The 19,343-nt window shown below is 57.7% G+C and carries 17 protein-coding genes; 7 read left to right on the top strand and 10 right to left on the bottom strand.

Translation table 11 applies throughout. The annotated features are described in order from the left end of the window. Window positions 1–33: 33 nt before the first annotated feature. From E7738_RS22095 to E7738_RS22080, 4 genes are all read right to left on the bottom strand, one after another. Entirely contained in the window at window positions 34–1,107 is a 1,074-nt protein-coding gene (locus E7738_RS22095) for a Gfo/Idh/MocA family protein (protein ID WP_021509432.1), read from the bottom strand. After that, window positions 1,107–1,853 (bottom strand): amino acid ABC transporter ATP-binding protein, encoded by a 747-nt coding sequence (locus E7738_RS22090; RefSeq protein WP_021509433.1) that lies wholly within the window; start codon window positions 1,851–1,853, stop codon window positions 1,107–1,109. The genes E7738_RS22095 and E7738_RS22090 overlap by 1 nt, the downstream gene beginning before the upstream one ends. A gap of 1 nt (window position 1,854) precedes the next feature. Beyond that, window positions 1,855–2,661: an amino acid ABC transporter permease gene (locus tag E7738_RS22085; RefSeq protein ID WP_394516468.1), complete on the bottom strand. Its 807-nt coding sequence runs from the start codon at window positions 2,659–2,661 to the stop codon at window positions 1,855–1,857. 73 nt (window positions 2,662–2,734) lie between these two features. Then, window positions 2,735–3,556: an ABC transporter substrate-binding protein gene (locus tag E7738_RS22080; protein ID WP_021509435.1), complete on the bottom strand. Its 822-nt coding sequence runs from the start codon at window positions 3,554–3,556 to the stop codon at window positions 2,735–2,737. Between the two features lie 195 nt (window positions 3,557–3,751). On the opposite strand from E7738_RS22080, the gene E7738_RS22075 reads away from it, so the two are divergent. From E7738_RS22075 to E7738_RS22065, 3 genes are all read left to right on the top strand, one after another. After that, entirely contained in the window at window positions 3,752–4,828 is a 1,077-nt protein-coding gene (locus E7738_RS22075) for a LacI family DNA-binding transcriptional regulator (RefSeq protein WP_021509436.1), read from the top strand. A 546-nt stretch (window positions 4,829–5,374) separates the two neighbouring features. Further along, window positions 5,375–5,590, top strand: coding sequence for a hypothetical protein (locus E7738_RS22070; RefSeq protein WP_021509437.1), 216 nt, complete (start codon window positions 5,375–5,377; stop codon window positions 5,588–5,590). Between the two features lie 366 nt (window positions 5,591–5,956). Beyond that, window positions 5,957–6,511: a hypothetical protein gene (locus tag E7738_RS22065; protein ID WP_146068642.1), complete on the top strand. Its 555-nt coding sequence runs from the start codon at window positions 5,957–5,959 to the stop codon at window positions 6,509–6,511. Between the two features lie 457 nt (window positions 6,512–6,968). Here the strand turns inward: E7738_RS22065 and E7738_RS22060 are convergent, their stop codons facing one another. Further along, the gene (locus tag E7738_RS22060; RefSeq protein ID WP_021509439.1) at window positions 6,969–7,661 is read right to left on the bottom strand and encodes a hypothetical protein; all 693 of its coding nucleotides are present in this window, start codon (window positions 7,659–7,661) and stop codon (window positions 6,969–6,971) included. A gap of 388 nt (window positions 7,662–8,049) precedes the next feature. On the opposite strand from E7738_RS22060, the gene E7738_RS22055 reads away from it, so the two are divergent. Continuing rightward, entirely contained in the window at window positions 8,050–8,754 is a 705-nt protein-coding gene (locus tag E7738_RS22055) for an MgtC/SapB family protein (RefSeq protein WP_021509440.1), read from the top strand. A gap of 24 nt (window positions 8,755–8,778) precedes the next feature. On the opposite strand, the gene E7738_RS22050 is transcribed toward E7738_RS22055, so the two are convergent. The 5 genes from E7738_RS22050 to E7738_RS22030 all read right to left on the bottom strand — a co-directional run bounded on the left by E7738_RS22050 (window position 8,779) and on the right by E7738_RS22030 (window position 15,276). Next, the gene (locus E7738_RS22050) at window positions 8,779–9,789 is read right to left on the bottom strand and encodes a substrate-binding domain-containing protein (RefSeq protein WP_021509441.1); all 1,011 of its coding nucleotides are present in this window, start codon (window positions 9,787–9,789) and stop codon (window positions 8,779–8,781) included. Between the two features lie 29 nt (window positions 9,790–9,818). Next, window positions 9,819–11,228 (bottom strand): sucrose-6-phosphate hydrolase, encoded by a 1,410-nt coding sequence (locus tag E7738_RS22045; RefSeq protein ID WP_394516467.1) that lies wholly within the window; start codon window positions 11,226–11,228, stop codon window positions 9,819–9,821. After that, entirely contained in the window at window positions 11,228–12,598 is a 1,371-nt protein-coding gene (locus E7738_RS22040) for a sucrose-specific PTS transporter subunit IIBC (protein WP_021509443.1), read from the bottom strand. Before E7738_RS22040 ends, E7738_RS22045 begins: the two co-directional genes overlap by 1 nt. Before the next feature lie 64 nt (window positions 12,599–12,662). After that, window positions 12,663–14,219 (bottom strand): carbohydrate porin, encoded by a 1,557-nt coding sequence (locus tag E7738_RS22035; protein ID WP_394516466.1) that lies wholly within the window; start codon window positions 14,217–14,219, stop codon window positions 12,663–12,665. 130 nt (window positions 14,220–14,349) lie between these two features. Further along, window positions 14,350–15,276: an aminoimidazole riboside kinase gene (locus E7738_RS22030; RefSeq protein ID WP_394516465.1), complete on the bottom strand. Its 927-nt coding sequence runs from the start codon at window positions 15,274–15,276 to the stop codon at window positions 14,350–14,352. Window positions 15,277–15,512: 236 nt separating this feature from the next. Between E7738_RS22030 and paoA the strand changes: the two genes are divergently transcribed. The 3 genes from paoA to paoC are packed head-to-tail and all read left to right on the top strand — an operon-like array spanning window position 15,513 to window position 19,272. Further along, window positions 15,513–16,133 (top strand): aldehyde dehydrogenase iron-sulfur subunit PaoA, encoded by a 621-nt coding sequence (gene paoA, locus E7738_RS22025; RefSeq protein WP_082678673.1) that lies wholly within the window; start codon window positions 15,513–15,515, stop codon window positions 16,131–16,133. Then, window positions 16,130–17,086: an FAD binding domain-containing protein gene (locus tag E7738_RS22020; protein ID WP_132463796.1), complete on the top strand. Its 957-nt coding sequence runs from the start codon at window positions 16,130–16,132 to the stop codon at window positions 17,084–17,086. Before paoA ends, E7738_RS22020 begins: the two co-directional genes overlap by 4 nt. Next, entirely contained in the window at window positions 17,083–19,272 is a 2,190-nt protein-coding gene (paoC, locus tag E7738_RS22015; protein ID WP_394516464.1) for an aldehyde oxidoreductase molybdenum-binding subunit PaoC, read from the top strand. The genes E7738_RS22020 and paoC overlap by 4 nt, the downstream gene beginning before the upstream one ends. Window positions 19,273–19,343 lie beyond the last annotated feature (71 nt).

Below are 19,343 nucleotides of genomic sequence, written 5' to 3'. Positions count from 1 at the left end.
CATTCATTCCTTCTGTTAAAAAATGTTCGCCCTTCAGGCAATACGTACGCGATGCTGCCGATGGAGCTGCTCAATAAGCTGTAAAACGCCGAGCGCTTCATGCGCATCAACCGGCGGCGGCCCGCCATGTAACAGCGCGTTGGCTAACAGCTGATAGAAAGCGGGGTAGTCGCCACGTTCAATCGGCACCGTTGTGGTTGCCCCGACCGTGCCGGCCCGGGCAACGTTTTCTGCCGGCGTGACGCCGTACTGGCTATCGCCGGGCGACATGCCAGCCGCCAGCTGCGGCTCCTGATTGTCCAGCCCCCAGTGGGTGAAAGCGCCTTTGCTGCCCAGCAGGTGAAAGCGCGGCGCATTCAGTGCCGCCTGGCCATTCATCCACAGCAGCGAGCGCACGCCGTTGTGGTGCAGCAATGAGACAAAACAGTCCTCGTCGCTGTCCGATTGCGGGCCGGAATGGCGCGCCAGCTCTGCCGTGGCATGGGTGACCGGGCCAAAGAGCTGGATGGCCTGGTCAATCAGATGGCTGCCGAGATCCAGCAGCAAACCACCGCCCTGCGCCAGCGTGACGCTGTCACGCCAATTGCCGAATCCCTGCGGTCGCCACCACTCGAAACGCGACTCAAAACTCCTTACGGTGCCGAAGGCTTCCTGGTGCACCAGGCGCTGCAACGTCAGAAAGTCGCCGTCCCAGCGTCGGTTATGAAACACGGTGAGCAAGGTATTGGCCTGCTGCGCGGCGGCGATCATCATTTCTGCCGCCTGCACGTCTGGTGCGAACGGTTTATCCACCACCAGATGGATCGCGCGCTGGCTGGCCTGTACAGCCTGCTCCGCGTGTTGCGCCGGTGGCGTGGCCAGCACGATGAGATCGATGCCGATCTCGCCGCCATCAATGGCCTTAAGCAGCGCGGGCCAGTCCGGCAGCACGCGCGCCTGGGGGTAACGTTGCTGCGCGATCGCTACGCGTTGGGCATCGCCTGTGACGATAACGTCGAGACGATAGTCGGAGTTATGGGCAAGCAGCGGTGCATGAAACACGCTGCCGGCGACGCCAAATCCCACCAGCGCCGTGCGGACTGGGCCGCTAACCTGAAGATGTGTCATTACAGCACCTCCGACAGAAAACGCTGCAGGCGCGCGGACTGCGGACGGTCAAAGATTTGTTCCGGCGTGCCGGCTTCCACGATTTCACCTTCATCCATAAACACCACCTGGTCGGCCACGCGCCGGGCGAAGCCCATCTCATGGGTCACGACCACCATGGTCATGCCGCGCTGGCACAAATCGGCCATTAACGTCAGAACGCCTTTCACCAGCTCAGGGTCGAGTGCCGAGGTGGCTTCATCGAACAGCATCACTTCCGGTTCCATCGCCAGCGCGCGCGCTATTGCCACGCGCTGCTGCTGGCCACCGGAGAGATCGCGCGGCCGGTGATCGGCTCGCTGAGCAAGTCCCACTTCGGCCAGCCGCTGACGGGCAATCTCCAGCGCTTCGGCTTTCGGGCGGCCTTTCACTTTCCACGGTGCCAGCGCCACGTTTTCCAGCGCGCTGTGATCGGGAAACAGGTTGAAATGCTGAAACACCATGCCAATTCTCAGCCGCAGCGCATCGGGCTTATCTTTCAGAACAGAGCGCCCGGCCAGTAATACATCGCCGTTCTTCGGCTCATGCAGGCGATTGATGCCGCGCAGTAAGGTGGATTTTCCCGATCCCGAGGGACCGATAATGCAGGTGGTGGTGCCCGGTTCGATGCTCAGCGACACATTACGCAGCACCTCAATCGGGCCGTATGCCAGGGTCAGATTGCGCAGCTCGAGGCTGGCGCCGTGAAATGCAGATGGCATGGCCATATTAGTGTCCTCGCTCGCTGGTAAGGGAGACCTCCGGAACCACGTTGCGCTTTTGCTGCACTTCATCGAGCTCCTTCAGGCCGCTTTGTGGCGCGGTGGCGCGGCGACGTCCGGTACGGTAGCGGACGTCGATGTAGTTCACGGCGTGGGTGAGCGGCACGGTGATCACCAGATAGAACAGCCCGGCCAGCATCAGGGGTGACAGGTTGCCGCTCAGCACGGCGGCATCCTGACCGACGCGGAACAGCTCACGCTGACCGGTCATCAGACCCAGCAGATAAACCAGCGACGAGTCTTTGATGATGGCGATGAACTGATTGACTATCGCAGGCAACACGCGGCGGATGCCCTGCGGAATGATCACCAGGCGCATCGCCCGGCCATAGCTCATTCCCAGCGCCCGGCAGGCTTCCATCTGCCCCTGTTCCACGCTCTGGATACCGGAGCGGAAAATCTCGCCCATGTAAGCGCTGGCAATCAGGCTCAGGGCAAAAATGCCGAGCGGATATGGCGTCGGGCCAAACAGCTGATAGCTGAAACGCGCCAGACCCTGACCAATCAACAGAATGGTGAGGATGGAAGGCAAGCCGCGAAACAGATCGGTATAGAGCCGCGCGGGCACGCGCAGCCAGCGCGAGGGCGAAATGCCCATCAACGCCAGTATCAGGCCGAATAACGTGCCCAGCACGGTGGCCGCCACGGAGATAATGATGGTGTTGACCAGTCCGGTTGCCAGCAGCTGTGGCAGGACGTCCATCATCGATGGAATATCAAAAAACGTACGGGAAAGAATAGTGATCAGATCCATAGCCGATTCTCGGTTGCGGGTGACGGACATGCGCCGTCACCGGATGCAGTCTCACGCATAACGATGCGCAGGGTTATTGGCCGCCGGGCAGATACTGTTGCGGCATTGGTGAACCCGGGAACCATTTCTGGTACAGCTGTTTCCAGGTCCCATCCTGCATCGCCGCTTTGATGGCTTTATCCAGCGCTGCTTTGAACTCGGGCTTGCCTTTGGCGATGGCGACACCCGCAGGCGCGTCAAATGAAGGGATGTTCGCTGCCGTGACCAGCTTAAAGCGGGTGGCATAATCTTTGGCGGCTTCGTAGTCGAGGAACATGGCATCCAGCGTGCCGTTATTCAGCGCGGACACCGCTGCGTTGTTATCGGGGAAACGCACCAGATCGGTCTGTTTGAAGTGCTGCAGCGCATAGTTCTCCTGCAGCGTGCCCTGAATCACTCCGAGCCGTTTATGCGCCAGGGTTTCTACGTTTTTCACCCCGGAATCGCTGCGGGTCAGCACTGTCAGATAGCCCGCAAGATAGCCGGTGGAGAAATCGACGGTTTTTTCGCGCAGCGGCGTGATACCAATCGCGGCGACGCCGGCATCATACTGGCCATTTGCCACCGCCGGCAAAATGGCGGAGAAGTCCTGACCGATAAAATCCACCTGATCGATGCCCATGCGATGCGCCACATTTTTGAAGAATTCGACGTCAAAGCCGGTGAAGTTGCCGCTTTTATCGGTGAAGGTGTAGGGCTTCGCGTCGCCGAGGCTGGCAACGCGGAGATGACCGGGTTCGATCAAACCCCATGGATTACTGTCGCTGGCGGCGTGGGCGCTCCAGCTGGCGGAAACCAGCATGGCCGTGCCGAACAGGGCGGCGGTCAGGTGATTGAAACGTTTGTGCGATGTCATAAGGCTCTTCCGTCTGTGCAGGTGAAACTTCAGAGTTCGCCAAGCCGGTTTATTGTTATTGAGACCGGTCTCAACGCGGGGTAAAATGAAACCGGCTCTGGTTGTGAGACCGGTCTCATTCGGATATACTGATATTAAGCACACGCTATCAGCAGCGTCAATTATGTTGTTATCAACTTGTGATTCGAAATAATTATGACCAATGAAAATGCTCGTTCCCGCGGTCCGACCGTTGCCGACGTCGCCCGCGCCGCCAATGTTTCCAAAGCTCAGGCGGCACGCGCGCTGGGCGGATATGGTTCCGTCAGTGAAGACGTGCAGACGCGGGTGAATCAGGCGGCTGAAGCGCTGGGTTACCGGCCAAACGAGCTGGCGCGCAGCATGAACACTGGCCGCTCCAATACTATCGGGGTGATTGTCGGCGACATCGAAAACCCGCACTTTGGCCTGGCGCTGCGCGGCATGGCGGACGTAGCGCGCCAGGCGGGCTTTCACCTGCTGCTGAGTAACAGCGATGAAACGCTGGATGAAGAGCGGGAAGCCGTGCGCGTGATGCTGGATAAACGCGTCGATGGCATCATCGTCGCGCCGTGCAGCTCATTGTTTGAGGATAACGAACATCTTCGCCAGGTGCTGGCAGAAGGGCGTTCATTAATGATGTTCGACCGGGCAGTGCAGGGGATGGAGGTGGAGACCATCCAGGCAAACTTTGTCGCAGTGGCCAAACAGGCGACGGAACTGTTACTGGCGGCCGGGCATCAGCGTATTGCTTATCTCTCCAGCATGCGCAGCGCTGCACCGTATTCGCCGGCAATCACGCTGGGCCCCACGCCGGTGGCGCAACGTGTTAGCGGAATGATTGATGCTTACCGGGCCGCAGGTAAGGAACTGGATCCAGCGCTGATTCGGCTTAATGCGCTCAGCGAAGCCATCATCGAGCAGATCCTGACTGAACTGCTGGCGCTCGCCGAACCACCCAGCGCGCTGATTGCCTCCGATAACCTGATTGCGATGGGCATCCTGCGCGGTCTGGCCAAACGCGGCCTGCGCGTACCCGAAGATATCTCTTTCGTGATGTACGACGATTTTCCCTGGACCGAGCTGATGTCACCGCCGCTGACCGTGGTCGCCCAGCCGGTGTATGAAATGGGGCGCGAAGCCGCGCGCCGGTTGATTTGCCATATCCGCCAGCAATCCCCCGGCGTCTTACCCGCGTTTGACAGCTGGATGGTGGTGCGCGGTTCGGTGGGGGAAAATCCGTCGGCCCGGTGATACAATGTGCGGCAGCGGGTTTGTGGAATTTCACCTTGCTTTTTTTGGTCGCCATGAATGGCGCCCCTACAGAAAACGGCGCGGTTTTGTTACTTCATACGCCTCAGAGAAACAGTAAATTGTGCGATGCCTCGCAGGACGCGCATTCATGCACACCGGAGAAACATCAAATTGTGCGATATCCCGTAGGGTGCGCATTCATGCGCACCTGGATAACCCTGCATAGGCGTAATCAAGCAGATTCCCCCGTTTCATTAATTCGCCAGAGTGGGTAAGTTTTTATATCCAGTTCCACCATTAATGAGATAGTTGTAATTACCACGAATAAATCTCAGCGCTTGTCAGCAATTATAAAGCAATTCTCTTTTAATTTGAGTTAGCGCAGCACACCACATCAAATTAAGTGCTATCAAAAGATCATTCTCGTTTTATTCCCTCATCAGGAACTTTCTGATTGTTTAAGTGATATTATGAGCAAGCAGGCTTACAAAACATTTACAATCAATTTCACTTAAGCCTTCTATGATGGCAAATACAGGAAAGTTAATGGCGCTAAGCGTCAGTTTATTTACTGCTTCAGCGCTGGCCGCACCGTTGAATCCCGGCGACCGCAACTATATTCAGAATCAGCAGCAACAGCGACTGCAGCAAGACCAGCAGCAGCGAGACGCGCTTTGGAACGCCGCCGCGCCGCAGGCCACAGCATGCAGCGGGGTTATATTACCAGTCGGGCATTTTAACCGAACAGGATTTATCGACTAATGAGCTGGTTATTCCGGTGCTAGAAAGGAAACGCGACGAAATACGCCTCGATGGCCAGCACCCGTGATCGCTGGCCATGTCGTTTCCCGAACTCGACTGTTTTGCAGCGCGGGCTACATTTCACCTCTCGCAAAGCCGGATCTGGAGTATAGGAACGACGCGCACCGATTCAGGCTCGCGGTGCCGACAGGGTGAATTTGTGATATGCGCCCGGACACCGATCCTTTTACTTAAACATTATCGAGAAGCGCGATCTTAACTTATTGAATAAATTTAACTTTAACTGAAAAATAAGATTAACTTTACTTTTTTGATATATTATTCAGGTATGTAAGCATAAACTTTAACTTAGACAAAGAGGATTCCATGATGAATTTTTCGCTTGATAAAAAATTGAAATCATTTGGGTGCAGATTTGGTGCAATATTATTAGGAGTTAATTTAACGACATTTTCCATCTCTGCTTCGCCGTTAATGGCTATTGAGGTGGCTGAAACAGTATCAAATATAAATCACACCTTCGAAGGAATTAATAGAGTAAAAGCCATTTATAAACCAGCGGAAATAGTCGCTTTAATATCTCCACCGTCCAATGGATACTATAACAACCTTGAAGAAAGTTATATCAGTTACGAGAGCAAAGGGTCTGACTGGTTGAAGAGATTTTATATCGACATGAAAATCCCGGAAAATTTATTTATAAAAGAAATCCCACCTCTTGATGGTAAATCTAAAGATGTGAAATACTTTGCTTACATTATCACAAATTTAGATAAAAATTCCTGTAAAATGCTTCATAGTGAGATTAAATCACTTTTTGACTATGAATATATAAACCCGGGCAAGGAAGTCAATACATTAGAGAAAAGAAAGGGTAAATGTGAAGACAAAAAAGACAACGAAATTGTTGTAATGAAATAAGAAACTGCCTGGATTAAAACCTTCTGAAAATAACTAGCTATATCCAGCAAACAAATCGATAGCGCTACGTGAAATCTGACGAAAGCGCTGAGGGATAAACGGGATGTTTTCGCGTAGCGTTGTCATTGTGGATGAGCTAAAGAGATAGTTGAAGCACCGAGGGCGAAGCTAACCGGGTATTCAGTTGTAGGGTGCGCATTGATGCGCACCAGGATAACGCAGTGGTGTCCATCAAACGGACCGGTGGGATAAGTTTTCACATAGTATCGCCGTGGTGGAATGCGTTGTGGGCCTGTTAAGAGGCGTGAAGGGCGAAACTGAAGGATTGAGATACGTGATCAGATATCTTATTTAACATAATCATGATTATGCGCACTTTGGCGCAAAAGGCAAATCAGTAGCATCTATAAACAGCTCCATTAGTTTAAGGCTGCCAGTTATGGCGCATTCACCATATTCAAATCCTCGCTGGCAATAATGGATAACACTTCGTCCAGTTATAATTAGTCTTCGCCAGCATCAGTTCTCCCGCCACCTCAGCAAAATTGATGTCCTGACGTTCATAAAAGAATTGACGCAGAATGCCAGGTAAAAACTCAGCGCTGTAGCGCAGTAACGTGCTGTGCCAGAAGGGTGCCGGCAACGGGCTGTTGCCATGCCGCATCAGCAATTCATTTTTCCAGTCTGAATCCAGAATCTTGTCGCAAAATGACTGGCGCATGGCAATCGCAGGCGTGTCAGGTATGCCTGCAAGCAATAACTGACTGGGTAACGCCACTAAGCGCAGATCCCGGATAACGATTTTTTTCGCAGCAAATTCCTGCCAGATTGTGGTCAGTTGCGCCACTTTCGCTGGTAAACGCTCATTGATGTTGTAAAGCGGCAAGGTCAGAGGCAAAAAAGTAAAATGAAGACCTTGCGCTGGCAAGGTATCGGCAAGCGGATCAGCCTGTGTGAGTCGTTGCAATTCATCAATCAGACGTAACACCGGTAAGGAAACTGACGGCTTTATCCCTGCGGCAAGCGCCAGTTTTACCGGATCGTAATAGTTCTCTTCATGGATGTTCCCGATGCCTGCATTTTTCGCCCACAGCGCAATGGTGTTCTCGTTTGCAGAACGGTACCGGGTTTGCAGACTGATTGGTTGCATGTCAGACCTTAGGGTATTTGGATAAGCGCAGATAATTAATTATGAAACGTTTTTTAGCAGATACTCCAGCCTGATTGTGGTGAAAACGCGTGATTATCTCATGCCTGTTCAACCCCGCTTAAACGATGCGCGATTTGTCTTCGCTCTGACGGAGCAAAGCGTCTACAATGCCGGCGAAATTTTTACTGATGAGGATACACAATTGGACACCTGTCCCACACGATTACAATCGGTGCCGATGCTGAGATAGCCTCATCGCTGTCTTAGCCCTGCGTTAAGACGGTGGATTTCCCTCCCCCCTTTTTCCTGCGTTCTGTCTGGCCCCGCTGTAATCCATTCTTACAACCCTGAATATCCATTGCCCGGCGGTGATGGAGTGAGGTCTGACATGGACTGGAAAATCTTTTTATTGCGCGTCACGGTCGCGCTGATTCTGGGCGCGCTGATTGGCAGTGAGCGCCAGCTGCGCCAGCGCCTGACCGGGCTGCGCACCAATGCGCTGGTCAGCACCGGTGCCTGTTTGTTTGTACTGATGACGCAAAGCGTACCGGGAATTGCCGCAGATGCCTCGCGCGTCGCCGCCTATGTGGTTTCCGGCATTGGCTTCCTTGGCGGTGGCGTCATCATGCGCGATGGCCTGAATGTGCGCGGCCTTAACACCGCAGCCACCCTGTGGTGTACCGCGGCGATTGGCGTGTTATGCAGCATGGGCTTGCTGCTGGAAGCAGGCATCGGTTGCGTAGTAATTCTGTGCGCCAATATCCTGCTGCGCGAACTGGCGCAAGGCATCAATCGGCAGAGCATCATTACTGCGGAGGACGCCAGCCAGTATTACAAAGTGCAGATCATCTGTCTGGCGGCCGATGAGGTGCAGGTGCGCAGCCTGATGCTGCATAGCCTTGGCGGCAGCGGTCTGCGGCTGCAATCCCTGCACAGTGAGGATCTGGAACCCTCACACCGCATGGCGGTGAATGCGGAAGTGCTGGGTAAACCCAGCCTGACCGATCAGCTGGAAAATCTGGTCAGCCGCATCAGCCTGGAAAAAGGCGTCAGCTCGGTCAGATGGCAGGTGTGTGAGCCGGAGACCGATTAAGTCGTTAAACGCGATGCGGCTGCGCTACCTGCCAAAGCGCAGCCGCAGCGTTGCCGGCAGCACGGTATGCTGGCTGATGGGTTCATCGCTGTTAATCATGGTAGTGAGCAGCGTAAAACACTCCTGCGCCAGGCGCGGCACATCCTGTTCGACGGTATCGATCGGCAGAGTTAGTGAGTCATACAGGTAGTGGTCGTCAAAGCTGGCCACGCGGATGTCGCTGTGCAGCAGGTGATGCTGGCTCATGTAGCGCAACACCCCTTCCAGCAGACCGCAGGCGGCGGTGAAAATCGCTTTGGGCGGACGCCCCAGCCGGGCGCACAGCGCGGCAAACATTTCATAACCGCTGCTCGGGTGATAGTTGCCGTGAATGATCCACTCCGGCCGTGGCGTCACACCTGCTCGTTCGAGACCCTGCATGAAACCGGCCAGACGATCTTTGGTGGGTGACAAACGCGGCTGACCGCCGAGGAAATAAATTTCATCCGGATTGGCGCGCGCCAGCCGTTCCACCAGCTCGGCAGTCGGCGTGACCGAATCGGTCATCACCAGCGGCAGTTGCGTATCATTAACGTAGCGGTCAAACAGCACGATCGGCAGTTGATCGCTCAGTTTGACGTAGTCACTGTCGCTTAACATGCTGGACGCCACAATCAGCCCATCCACCTGACGCGCCACCAGATTATCCACCACCACCCGCTCCTGCCCGGCGTTCTCGTCAGTGCAGGAGATCAGCAGCTGTAAGCCCGCCTCGCGACACAGATTTTCCAGCGCGTGCGAGAACACGGCAAAACCATGGTTGGTGATCTCCGGCACCACTAAACCCAGCGTATGGCTGCGATTATCGCGCAGCGAGCGCGCGTGAATACTGGGCTGGTAGTGATGCTCGCGCGCCAGCGTTAATACCCGTTCACGCGTCTCTTTCGCCACACGCAACTCTTTGCCACGGCCATTCAGCACCAGGCTGGCGGTGGCTTTGGACACCCCCGCCAGCGCGGCGATATCCGCTATGGTAACGCGTTTGGTTTTTCTCACGTCAGTGCATCGGTTAAGGAAACAATGACTTATTCTACCATGCACGGCCGCAACGACCAGTAGCGCGCCGTCACTTCTGCGTGTCCGGTCAGGGTTAATTGCGCCAGATGCGCCGGGAAGTAGCGGCTGCTCATCACCCCTTCCCCTTCATTAATGAAAATCTCGACGCTGGAGTGATCGCACAGTAACTGGAGCTGACTCACCGCGCCGCGCCAGTAACGGAACTGCCACTCGCCGCTTGCCAGACTGCGCCGCGCGAGCCGCAGCCCGTCGGCGCGCCACTCCAGCCGTAGCTGGTCGGCGAAATCCAGGGTGATGTCGCCCTGCCCGCTCAGCAGTAATTCCAGCCGCTGCGCATCAATGACCGGCGCATCGGCGGCTGGCCCCTGATAGTGCTGTTCAGCGCTGCGCAGCGCCTGCAGTTCAGTAACCGGACGCTGGAACAGCCGGCCATCACGCGTGCCCAGTTCGCGCACGCAGGTCATCTGATGGATCCAGCCATTGGCCACCGTGGGCTGCAGCATCTCCTCGCCATCCGGCACGCCCATCCAGCCCACCAGCAGCCGGCGTCCGTTGGCGGTTAGCGTGGTTTGCGGCGCGTAAAATTCGAAACCGGCGTCAAGCTCATGTAATTCGCCATGGCTAAAGCGGGCGTTAGCATAATCAAGATCGCCGGAGAGCCACGCGCTGGGATGTGCATTGAGAAAACGATGCTGTTCCTGCGCAAGCCCCTGCGGGCAGCAAATCAGGAAGGTGGTATCGCCGAGGATAAACATGTCCGGGCATTCCCACATATAACTGGCTGCCGCCAGTCCGTTAAGGCCGCTGCCGGCAATCTCACCCAGATTGTGCCACTCACGCAGGTCCGCCGAGCGCAGCAGCAACACTTTGCCCTGCTTTTGTTGATCCTGCGCACCCAGCACCATGAACCAGTGCCCGCCATGCCGCCACACTTTCGGGTCGCGCACGTGTCCGGTATAGCCGTCGGGCAGCGCGATCACCGGCCCGAGTTTGTCAAAGCCGCCCTGCGCATTCTGCACCGCCAGACACTGCCAGGCGGTGCGCGAACCATCCACGAACTTCACGTTGCCGGTATAGACCAGGGTCAGTGCGCCATTATCATCAACGGCGCTGCCCGAATAGCAGCCGCTGCGGTCATACTCCTCATCCGGCATTAGCGCTATGGGTTCATGCTGCCAGTGCAGCAGATCGGCTGAACTCCAGTGGCCCCAGCATTTATGCTGATGCTGGCAGCCCAGCGCATTCCATTGATAGAACAGATGGTAACGCCCGGCGAAGTGGATAAAACCGTTCGGATCGTTAAGTAATCCGGTAACGGGTGCCAGATGCCAGCCCGGATAATGCGGGTCGCTTAGCGCGCGCGGCTGACCGCGCATCACCGCCTGTAAAATATCGGGTAACAATGTAGAAGCCGCCATTATTCCGCGTCCGTTTTGTATTTGAGCAGATAAGAGATCATAAATGCGCTGCTGAACGCGATCACCATGCCAATGGCATAATTAAGCAACGAGCTGGCCTGCACAATCGCCATGCCCGGCAGACCGGTGAGACCGACAGCCGTCATATATACATGCACCGACACTACCCAGGCACCGCCCAGCGCGCCGCCAATCAGGCCGGCGATAAAGGGTTTCATAAAGCGCAGGTTGATACCGAAAATCGCCGCCTCGGTAATACCCAGCAGCGCTGAAAAGCCGGACGGCAGCGAAATCGCTTTGATTTTCACATCTTTGGTTTTGAACCATACCGCCAGACAGGCACCGCCCTGCGCCACGTTAGCCATCGCCCAAATCGGCAGCAGGAAGTTGACGCCAATCGCCGGATTGCCCAGCAGTCCGGCTTCAATCGCATGGAAGCTGTGGTGCACGCCGGTGATCACGATAACCGAGTAAAGCCCGCCAAACACCAGTCCGGCCAGCCAGCCGGCATGGGCAATCAGCGTGCTGAGGACGAATGAAATACCGTCGCCCAGCATCCGTCCTGCCGGACCAATCACCAGCAGCGCAACGAAGCCGGCGATAATCACCGTCAGGAACGGCGTCAGGATCAGATCCAGCGCGTCCGGAATCACCCGGCGCAGCTGCTTCTCCAGCACACTCATAAACCATACCGCCAGCAGCACCGGAAACACCGTGCCCTGGTAGCCGATCATCGCCACTTCGATACCGAAAAAGTTCATGGTATGGAAGCCGGCCGCCACGCCCCAGGCGTTGGTGAGCGCCGGATGCGTCAGGATGCCGCCGAGTGTGGCACCGAGGAACGGGTTTCCGCCAAACTCACGCGCCGCTGTGAAGCCAATCAGGATCGGCAGGATGATAAAGGCCGCTGAGCTGCACATATCCAGCATGATATACAGCGCGTTGTCGGGGTTAACCCAGCCGTAGGTTTTAACCATGCCGAGCAGTCCCATCAGCAGGCCAGAGGCCACAATCGCCGGGATGATCGGTACAAAAATGTTCGACAGCAGACGCGCAATGCGCTGGAACGGATTGAGCTTGCGCGCAGCGATATCCGCCGCTTCCGACTTGCTGGTTTCACTGATGCCAGCTTCGCGGATAAACGCGGCATACACTTTATTCACCACGCCAGTGCCAAAAATCACCTGCAGCTGTCCGGCATTGCGAAAACAGCCTTTCACGCCCTCCAGTTTGCCAATCGCGGCGGTGTCGGCTTTGGCGTCATCCACCAGCACCAGGCGCAAACGTGTGGCACAGTGCGCCGCACTGGCGATATTTTCCCGGCCTCCCAGCAGCGGCAGCAGCGACCGGGAAAGAGTAACAAAATCCATAGTAACCTCTGTTTTTGGTTGTTATGCCATCATGCGCTAAGCGGCCCGCACGCGGGCCGTTTCATCAGAACCAGGTTTCCATTTGCACGCCAAAGTTCCACTCGCCACCGGATTTAAAGCCGGTGCTGCCAAAGGCGTCATCGCTGGCGTAGTTATCCAGACGATGATCCCAGTCCATCCAGCTGGCGAACAGGCGGATTTCCGGACGCTTGAGGAATTCGCCCACGTCGCTGGCTTTGAGCGTGGGGGCGACGGTGAGCTTGTAGAAGTTGCCGCTGACGGCCTGGCGATTGTTATAGCCTTCAGGCCGCAGATCCATGTACTGATATGAGCCTTCATACTGCATCTCAAAGTTCTGCGTAAATGCCTGAATCAGGCGCAGGTTCACGGTGGCCCACTCATAGCTGTCGCCTTTGACATAGCGGTCTTTGCTGCTCTGCGCCAGCAGCGCTGGCGCGATGTGCCAGCCAGCGCCCAGCGGCGTCATGCCGTAGCTGGCGAGCCGCCAGGTATTCGCCTGCGGCAACAGCGCGCCGTCGGAACCGATGCTCTTCACTTCTGCGCCGAGGCCATGACCGTACAGCAGCGCGGTTTTCGCTGAACCTTCACCCAGGCCGTAGAAGCTGTCGTTGTGCAATCCGACCAGGGCGTGCACACCGTCACTGGCGGCATCACTTTTCACGCGATTGCCGTCAATATCGGTGCGCTGTTCGTTATCTTTCGCGCGCATGCCGCTCACCATCAGCTGCAGTGGCCCGACGAAGTTATTCAGCGACAGAATGTAGTTTTGCGCGGTGTTGTCGTTATTTTCGATGTCCCCGAAGGTGCGGCCATAAATCGACAGGTTGCTGCGGGCGTCATCGCCCCACTTCATGTCGTAAATACCGGCCCCGGTTCCGGCCAGGAATACCACATCGGAATCGATCCAGTGGATGTCGAAGTTATCGCGGTCGAAACGCTTACCGGCCCACATCGTGGAGTCTTTGAACGCGCCGGTGAAGGTCGGTAGCTGCCCCAACTCAACAAACGCCTGACGCAGGTTGAGATCGCTGCTGGCGGCAGTCCAGTCGTTGTAGGTGCGCTGTCCGTCAGCCAGCATCGCCTTGAAGCGCGTGGTGGCACCGTTGGTCAGCGTTTGTTTATGTTCGAGGTTAAGTTCAACGTAGGTATCCGGCTCATTGCCGAGCCGCCCGACGTGACCGCCGGTCTCACCGGCTGGCGTGACGGTGGGCCCGCCCTGAGTTTTGGCGGCGGAACTGTTCATCAACAGGCCGGAGCGCGCGTAGCCATGAAACTCAAAGCCCTCTGACTCGCTGCTGGCGGCGGGCGCCACAGGCTGAGCGGCGCGCGGTTCGGTCTGTGCGACGGCAACTGGCGTCGGGTTCTGCTGCTGCACCGCAGCCAGCTTTTGCACCTGCTGTTCCGCCGCCTGCGCGCGCTGCTCCGCCACGCTGGCACGCTGTTCAGCCGCGGCCAGTCGTTTTTCCATCGCCGCCAGGCGCGCTTCAATACTGCTCATGTCGTCTGCCGCCCAGGCTGAGCCTGAGCCTAATACGGTACTAAGGGTTATCGCGATTATGCTTTTTTTCACTGTTTTGCATCCCTGAGGCAAGGCTATCATCAGATGTATTTTTTTGCTAAACCGGTTTAGGCACCGCATCATAGCGGTGCCCATTTTTAAAGCGCAATGGATTTTGCTAAACCGATTTAGTGGATGTGAGATACATCGCAAAACAGGGAAAACGGCGGGGTCAGATACCGTGCTGCTGTAACTGTTGATAGTTCGGTAACGCGGTCATCGCGCCTTTGGCGGTGGTGGCCAGCGCCCCGCACGCCTGCGCCGTGCGCAGGCAGGCCGCCAGCTGCGCTTCATCCGCCGGCAGACCCCGCTGCGCCAGTTCCCACAGCAGTCCCGCCACGAAGGCATCGCCGGCACCGGTGGTATCCACGCTGATCACCGCGCGCGCGGGATAGTGAGTTTGCCGGCCATCAAAATAAGCACGCACGCCAGCACTGCCCTGTGTGACTAACAACAATTTAACGGAGAAGCGCTGCGCCAGTTGCACGATGCCGCTGTCAATGTTGGCGGTGTCCGTCATAAAGGCCAGTTCTTCCATAGAGAGCTTCACCACATCCGCCCGTTGCAGGGCCGCACTGAGGCATTGCAGCAACTCCGCCGCATCGGACCACAAATCGAGACGGATATTGGGATCGAAGCTGACAAAACCGCCCGCCTCGCGCACGCGCTGCATGGCGGTTAACGCCGCCGTGCGCGACGGCTCGGCGAGTAACGCAATCGAACAGCAGTGCAGCCACTCGCCACACTGAAACCGCGGCAAATCGTCTGGCGTGAGAAACAAGTCGGCGCTGGGGCGCACCATGAAAGTGAAGGTACGCTCGCCCTGCTCATCCAGGGCCACGACCACCGTGGAGGTGCGCTGCTGCACATCTTTGCGCATATGGGAAACATCCACCTTTTCCTGCGCCAGCGTGCGACACAAAAACTGGCCAAAAGGATCGTCACCCACCCGTCCGATAAATCCGCTGTTACCCGCCAGCCGGGCGATACCCACTGCCACGTTGGCGGGCGCGCCGCCGGGACACTGCAACAAACGGCCCGCGTCATCAGGCAGCAAATCCACTACGGCATCACCCAGACACCAGATACGTTTCATCATAATTCAGTCTCATTTAATCGCTAAAACGGTTTAGCAAAGCATGCATATTAATCATGAACGCGGGTATTTGTCACCGTGAACAGTCCGGCAGGCTTCAGACTTGTCCGTTGCTGGGATCGGTTTCGCCCTGCCGCATGGTCGTCTGCGTATTGACGTCTATGCTTAAAGTTTTCCAAAACCTTATAAAAATCGGTGTCATTGAGATTTCATTTCGCCACTTGTCCGGAGGCAAAGGCATGAGCAACCCACGCGATGAGAAGACGCAGCGGTATTCACCGCAGCAGGAAGAGACAGAGCGAGCCCGGCTGACAGCCGGTGCCGGTTCCGCCGCGCCGGCCCCCGTCACGGTGCCGGTCACGCTGCAGGTGAACGGCGAACCTCAGCAGCTAAACGTGGATACCCGCACCACGCTGCTGGACGCGCTGCGCGAACATTTACACCTAACCGGCACCAAAAAAGGCTGCGATCACGGTCAGTGCGGTGCCTGTACCGTGCTGGTCAATGGCCGGCGCATCAACGCCTGCCTCACTCTCGCGGTGATGCAGCAGGATGCCGAAGTGACCACCATTGAAGGCGTCGGCACGCCGGATGATCTGCATCCGCTGCAGTCCGCCTTTATCCGCCACGACGGCTATCAGTGCGGCTACTGCACGCCGGGGCAAATCTGCTCCTCGCTGGCGGTGCTGCAGGAAATTGCGGCGGGCATTCCCAGCCATGTCACGGGCGATCTGACTGCCGCGCCAGCGCTGAGCGATGACGAAATTCGTGAGCGCATGAGCGGCAACATCTGCCGCTGCGGCGCCTATGCCAACATTCTTGCCGCCATTGAAGAGTACGCCGGAGGCCAGAAAGCATGAGAGCCTTTACCTTTGAACGGGCTGCGACGCCCGCACAGGCTGCCAGCAGCGCGATGCAGCATCCAGGCGCACGCTTTATTGCCGGCGGTACCAATCTGCTCGATTTGATGAAGCTGGAAATTGAAACCCCATCGCACCTGATTGATGTTAACGGACTGGCGCTGGACAGCATTGAACCCACCGCCGGGGGCGGCTTACGTATTGGTGCGCTGGTGCGCAATACCGATCTGGCGGCAGATGCGCGCATCCGGCGCGACTATGCCGTGCTGACGCGCGCGCTGGTGGCAGGCGCTTCTGGCCAGCTGCGCAATCAGGCCACCACCGCCGGCAACCTGCTGCAGCGCACGCGCTGTCCCTATTTTTACGATGTTAATCAACCCTGCAATAAGCGTCAGCCGGGTACGGGCTGCGCCGCACGCGAAGGATTCAGCCGCCAGCATGCGGTAGTGGGTGTCAGCGAAGCCTGTATTGCCACCCATCCCAGCGATATGGCGGTGGCGATGCGACTGCTGGATGCGGTGATTGAAACCGTCAGCCCTGACGGCAGCCAGCGCGCCATTCCCATCGCTGAATTCTACTGCGCACCGGGCGACACGCCGCACATCGAAACCGTGCTGCAGCCGGGTGAGCTGATCGTCGCGGTTACCCTGCCTGCACCGCTGGGTGGCACGCACATTTACCGTAAGGTGCGCGATCGCGCTTCTTACGCCTTTGCGCTGGTCTCAGTAGCAGCGGTTATCCTGCCTGAGGGTGGCGGCCGGGTGGCCGTCGGCGGCGTGGCCCATCAGCCGTGGCGCAGCGCGGCGGCGGATGCTGAACTTCCTCACGGGGCGCAGGCGGTCTGCGATGTGCTGTTTGCTGATGCACGTCCCACTGAAGCCAACCGATACAAATTGTTGCTGGCGCAGCGCACGCTCGCCTCAGCGATCGCGGAAGCGAGGAGCAACGCATGAAATTTGACACACCAGCAACCGCCAATTCTATCGATCGGCAGCGCGTCGTCGGCCAGCCGCTGGCACGCATCGATGGGCCGTTAAAAACCACCGGCTCGGCGCATTACGCCTATGAATGGCACGCTGAAGCACCGGATGCGGCCTACGGTTATGTGGTCGGCGCGCCAATTGCCAAAGGCAATATTCTCTCGATTGACACCCACGCCGCGGCGCAGGCACCGGGCGTGCTCGGCATCGTCACCGGAGCAACCGCCGGCAAGCTCAACAAGGCAGAGCGCAATACCGCGAAGCTGCTGGCGAATAATAGAATCGAACACTATCACCAGGCCGTGGCGCTGGTGGTGGCGGAGACCTTCGAGCAGGCACGTGCGGCCGCGCAACTGGTTAAGGTTAACTGCCAGGCTGAAACGGGGGCTTACGATCTCGCAGCGGCCCAGCCAGAGGTGACAACGTCACCCGAAGGTGAGCCTGATAAAACACTGGGCGACGTCGATGCTGCCCTGCACAGCGCAGCCTTTACGCTGGACGCCACCTACACCACGCCCGATCAAAGCCATATGGCAATGGAACCGCACGCTTCCATGGCGCTGTGGCAGGACGATCACCTGACGGTCTGGACCTCGAATCAGATGATTAACTGGTGCCACACCGACCTGGCGCACACGCTCGACATGCCGATGGAAAAGGTGCGCGTGCTCTCTCCTTACGTCGGCGGTGGCTTCGGCAGCAAACTGTTTTTACGAAGCGATGCGCTGCTGGCGGCTTTGGGCGCGCGCGCCGTGGGACGCGCGGTAAAAGTGATGGTGCCGCGCCCGATGATCCCCAACAACACTACGCACCGGCCAGCGACGCGGCAGCGCATCCGATTAGCTACCGATGCGCAAGGCCATCTCACCGCCATTGCCCATGAAAGCTGGTCCGGTAACCTGCCGGGCGGAACGCCGGAAACTGCGGTGCAGCAGACTGAATTACTCTACGCCGCCGCCAACCGGCTTACCGGGCTGCGCCTCGCCGAACTCGATCTGCCTGAGGGCAACGCAATGCGTGCGCCAGGTGAAGCGCCCGGTCTGATGGCGCTGGAGATCGCCATGGATGAAATGGCCGCCATCGCCGGTATCGACCCGGTTGAGTTTCGCATCATCAATGATACACAGGTCGATCCGCTGCATCCGGAGCGCTTCTTTTCACGCCGCCAGCTGGTGCAATGCCTGCGCACCGGCGCCAGCAAATTTGGCTGGGCTGAACGCTGTACCCAACCCGGGCAGCGGCGCGAGGGGCGCTGGCTGGTGGGCATGGGCGTGGCAGCCGGTTTCCGTAATAACCTGCTGGCGCCCTCCGCCGCGCGCGTGCAGCTGGATGCGCAAGGCACAATCACCGTCGAAACCGACATGACCGATATCGGCACCGGCAGCTATACCATCATCGCCCAGACGGCAGCCGAGATGATGGGTGTGCCGATTGAGCAGGTCAGCGTGCGGCTCGGCGATTCGGCGTTTCCTGTCTCGGCGGGTTCGGGTGGCCAGTGGGGAGCCAATACCTCCACGGCCGGGGTGTACGCGGCCTGCGTCCGGCTGCGTGAGAAGGTTGCCGCACAGTTGGGTCTGGATGCGGAAAGCGCAGAGTTTGCCGATGGGCACGTTCACGCCAGCGGGCAGCGCCTGCCGCTCACTGCGGCGGGTCCGCTGACGGCGGAAGAGACCATGGAATTCGGCGATCTGGACAAAACCTTCCAGCAATCCACCTTTGCCGGCCATTTTGTTGAAGTGGCGGTCGACAGCGCCACCGGCGAAGTGCGCGTGCGGCGCATGCTGGCGGTGTGTGCTGCGGGGCGCATCCTTAACCCCAAAACCGCGCGCAGTCAGGTGATCGGCGCGATGACCATGGGCCTCGGCGCCGCGCTGATGGAGGAGCTGGCGGTGGACACCCGGCTCGGCTACTTCGTCAATCACGACATGGCAGGCTATGAAGTGCCGGTACACGCCGATGTGCCCGAGCAGGAGGTGATTTTCCTCGATGATACCGATCCGGTCTCTTCACCGATGAAAGCCAAAGGCGTCGGTGAACTGGGGCTGTGTGGCGTCGGTGCTGCGCTGGTTAATGCGGTCTACAATGCAACCGGCGTACGAGTGAGAGACTATCCGGTGACGCTGGATAAGTTACTCGCCGCGCTGCCCGTTCAGCCGTAATGCAGGTCCCCTCCGCCAGTGCATGCTGGCTGGCGGAGGGTGGAAAAGCGTAAGTGGCTAAGCCGTCAGGA

The organism is Pantoea sp. SGAir0430, assembly GCF_043549295.1.
This window is presented reverse-complemented; position numbering and strand designations above follow the sequence as displayed.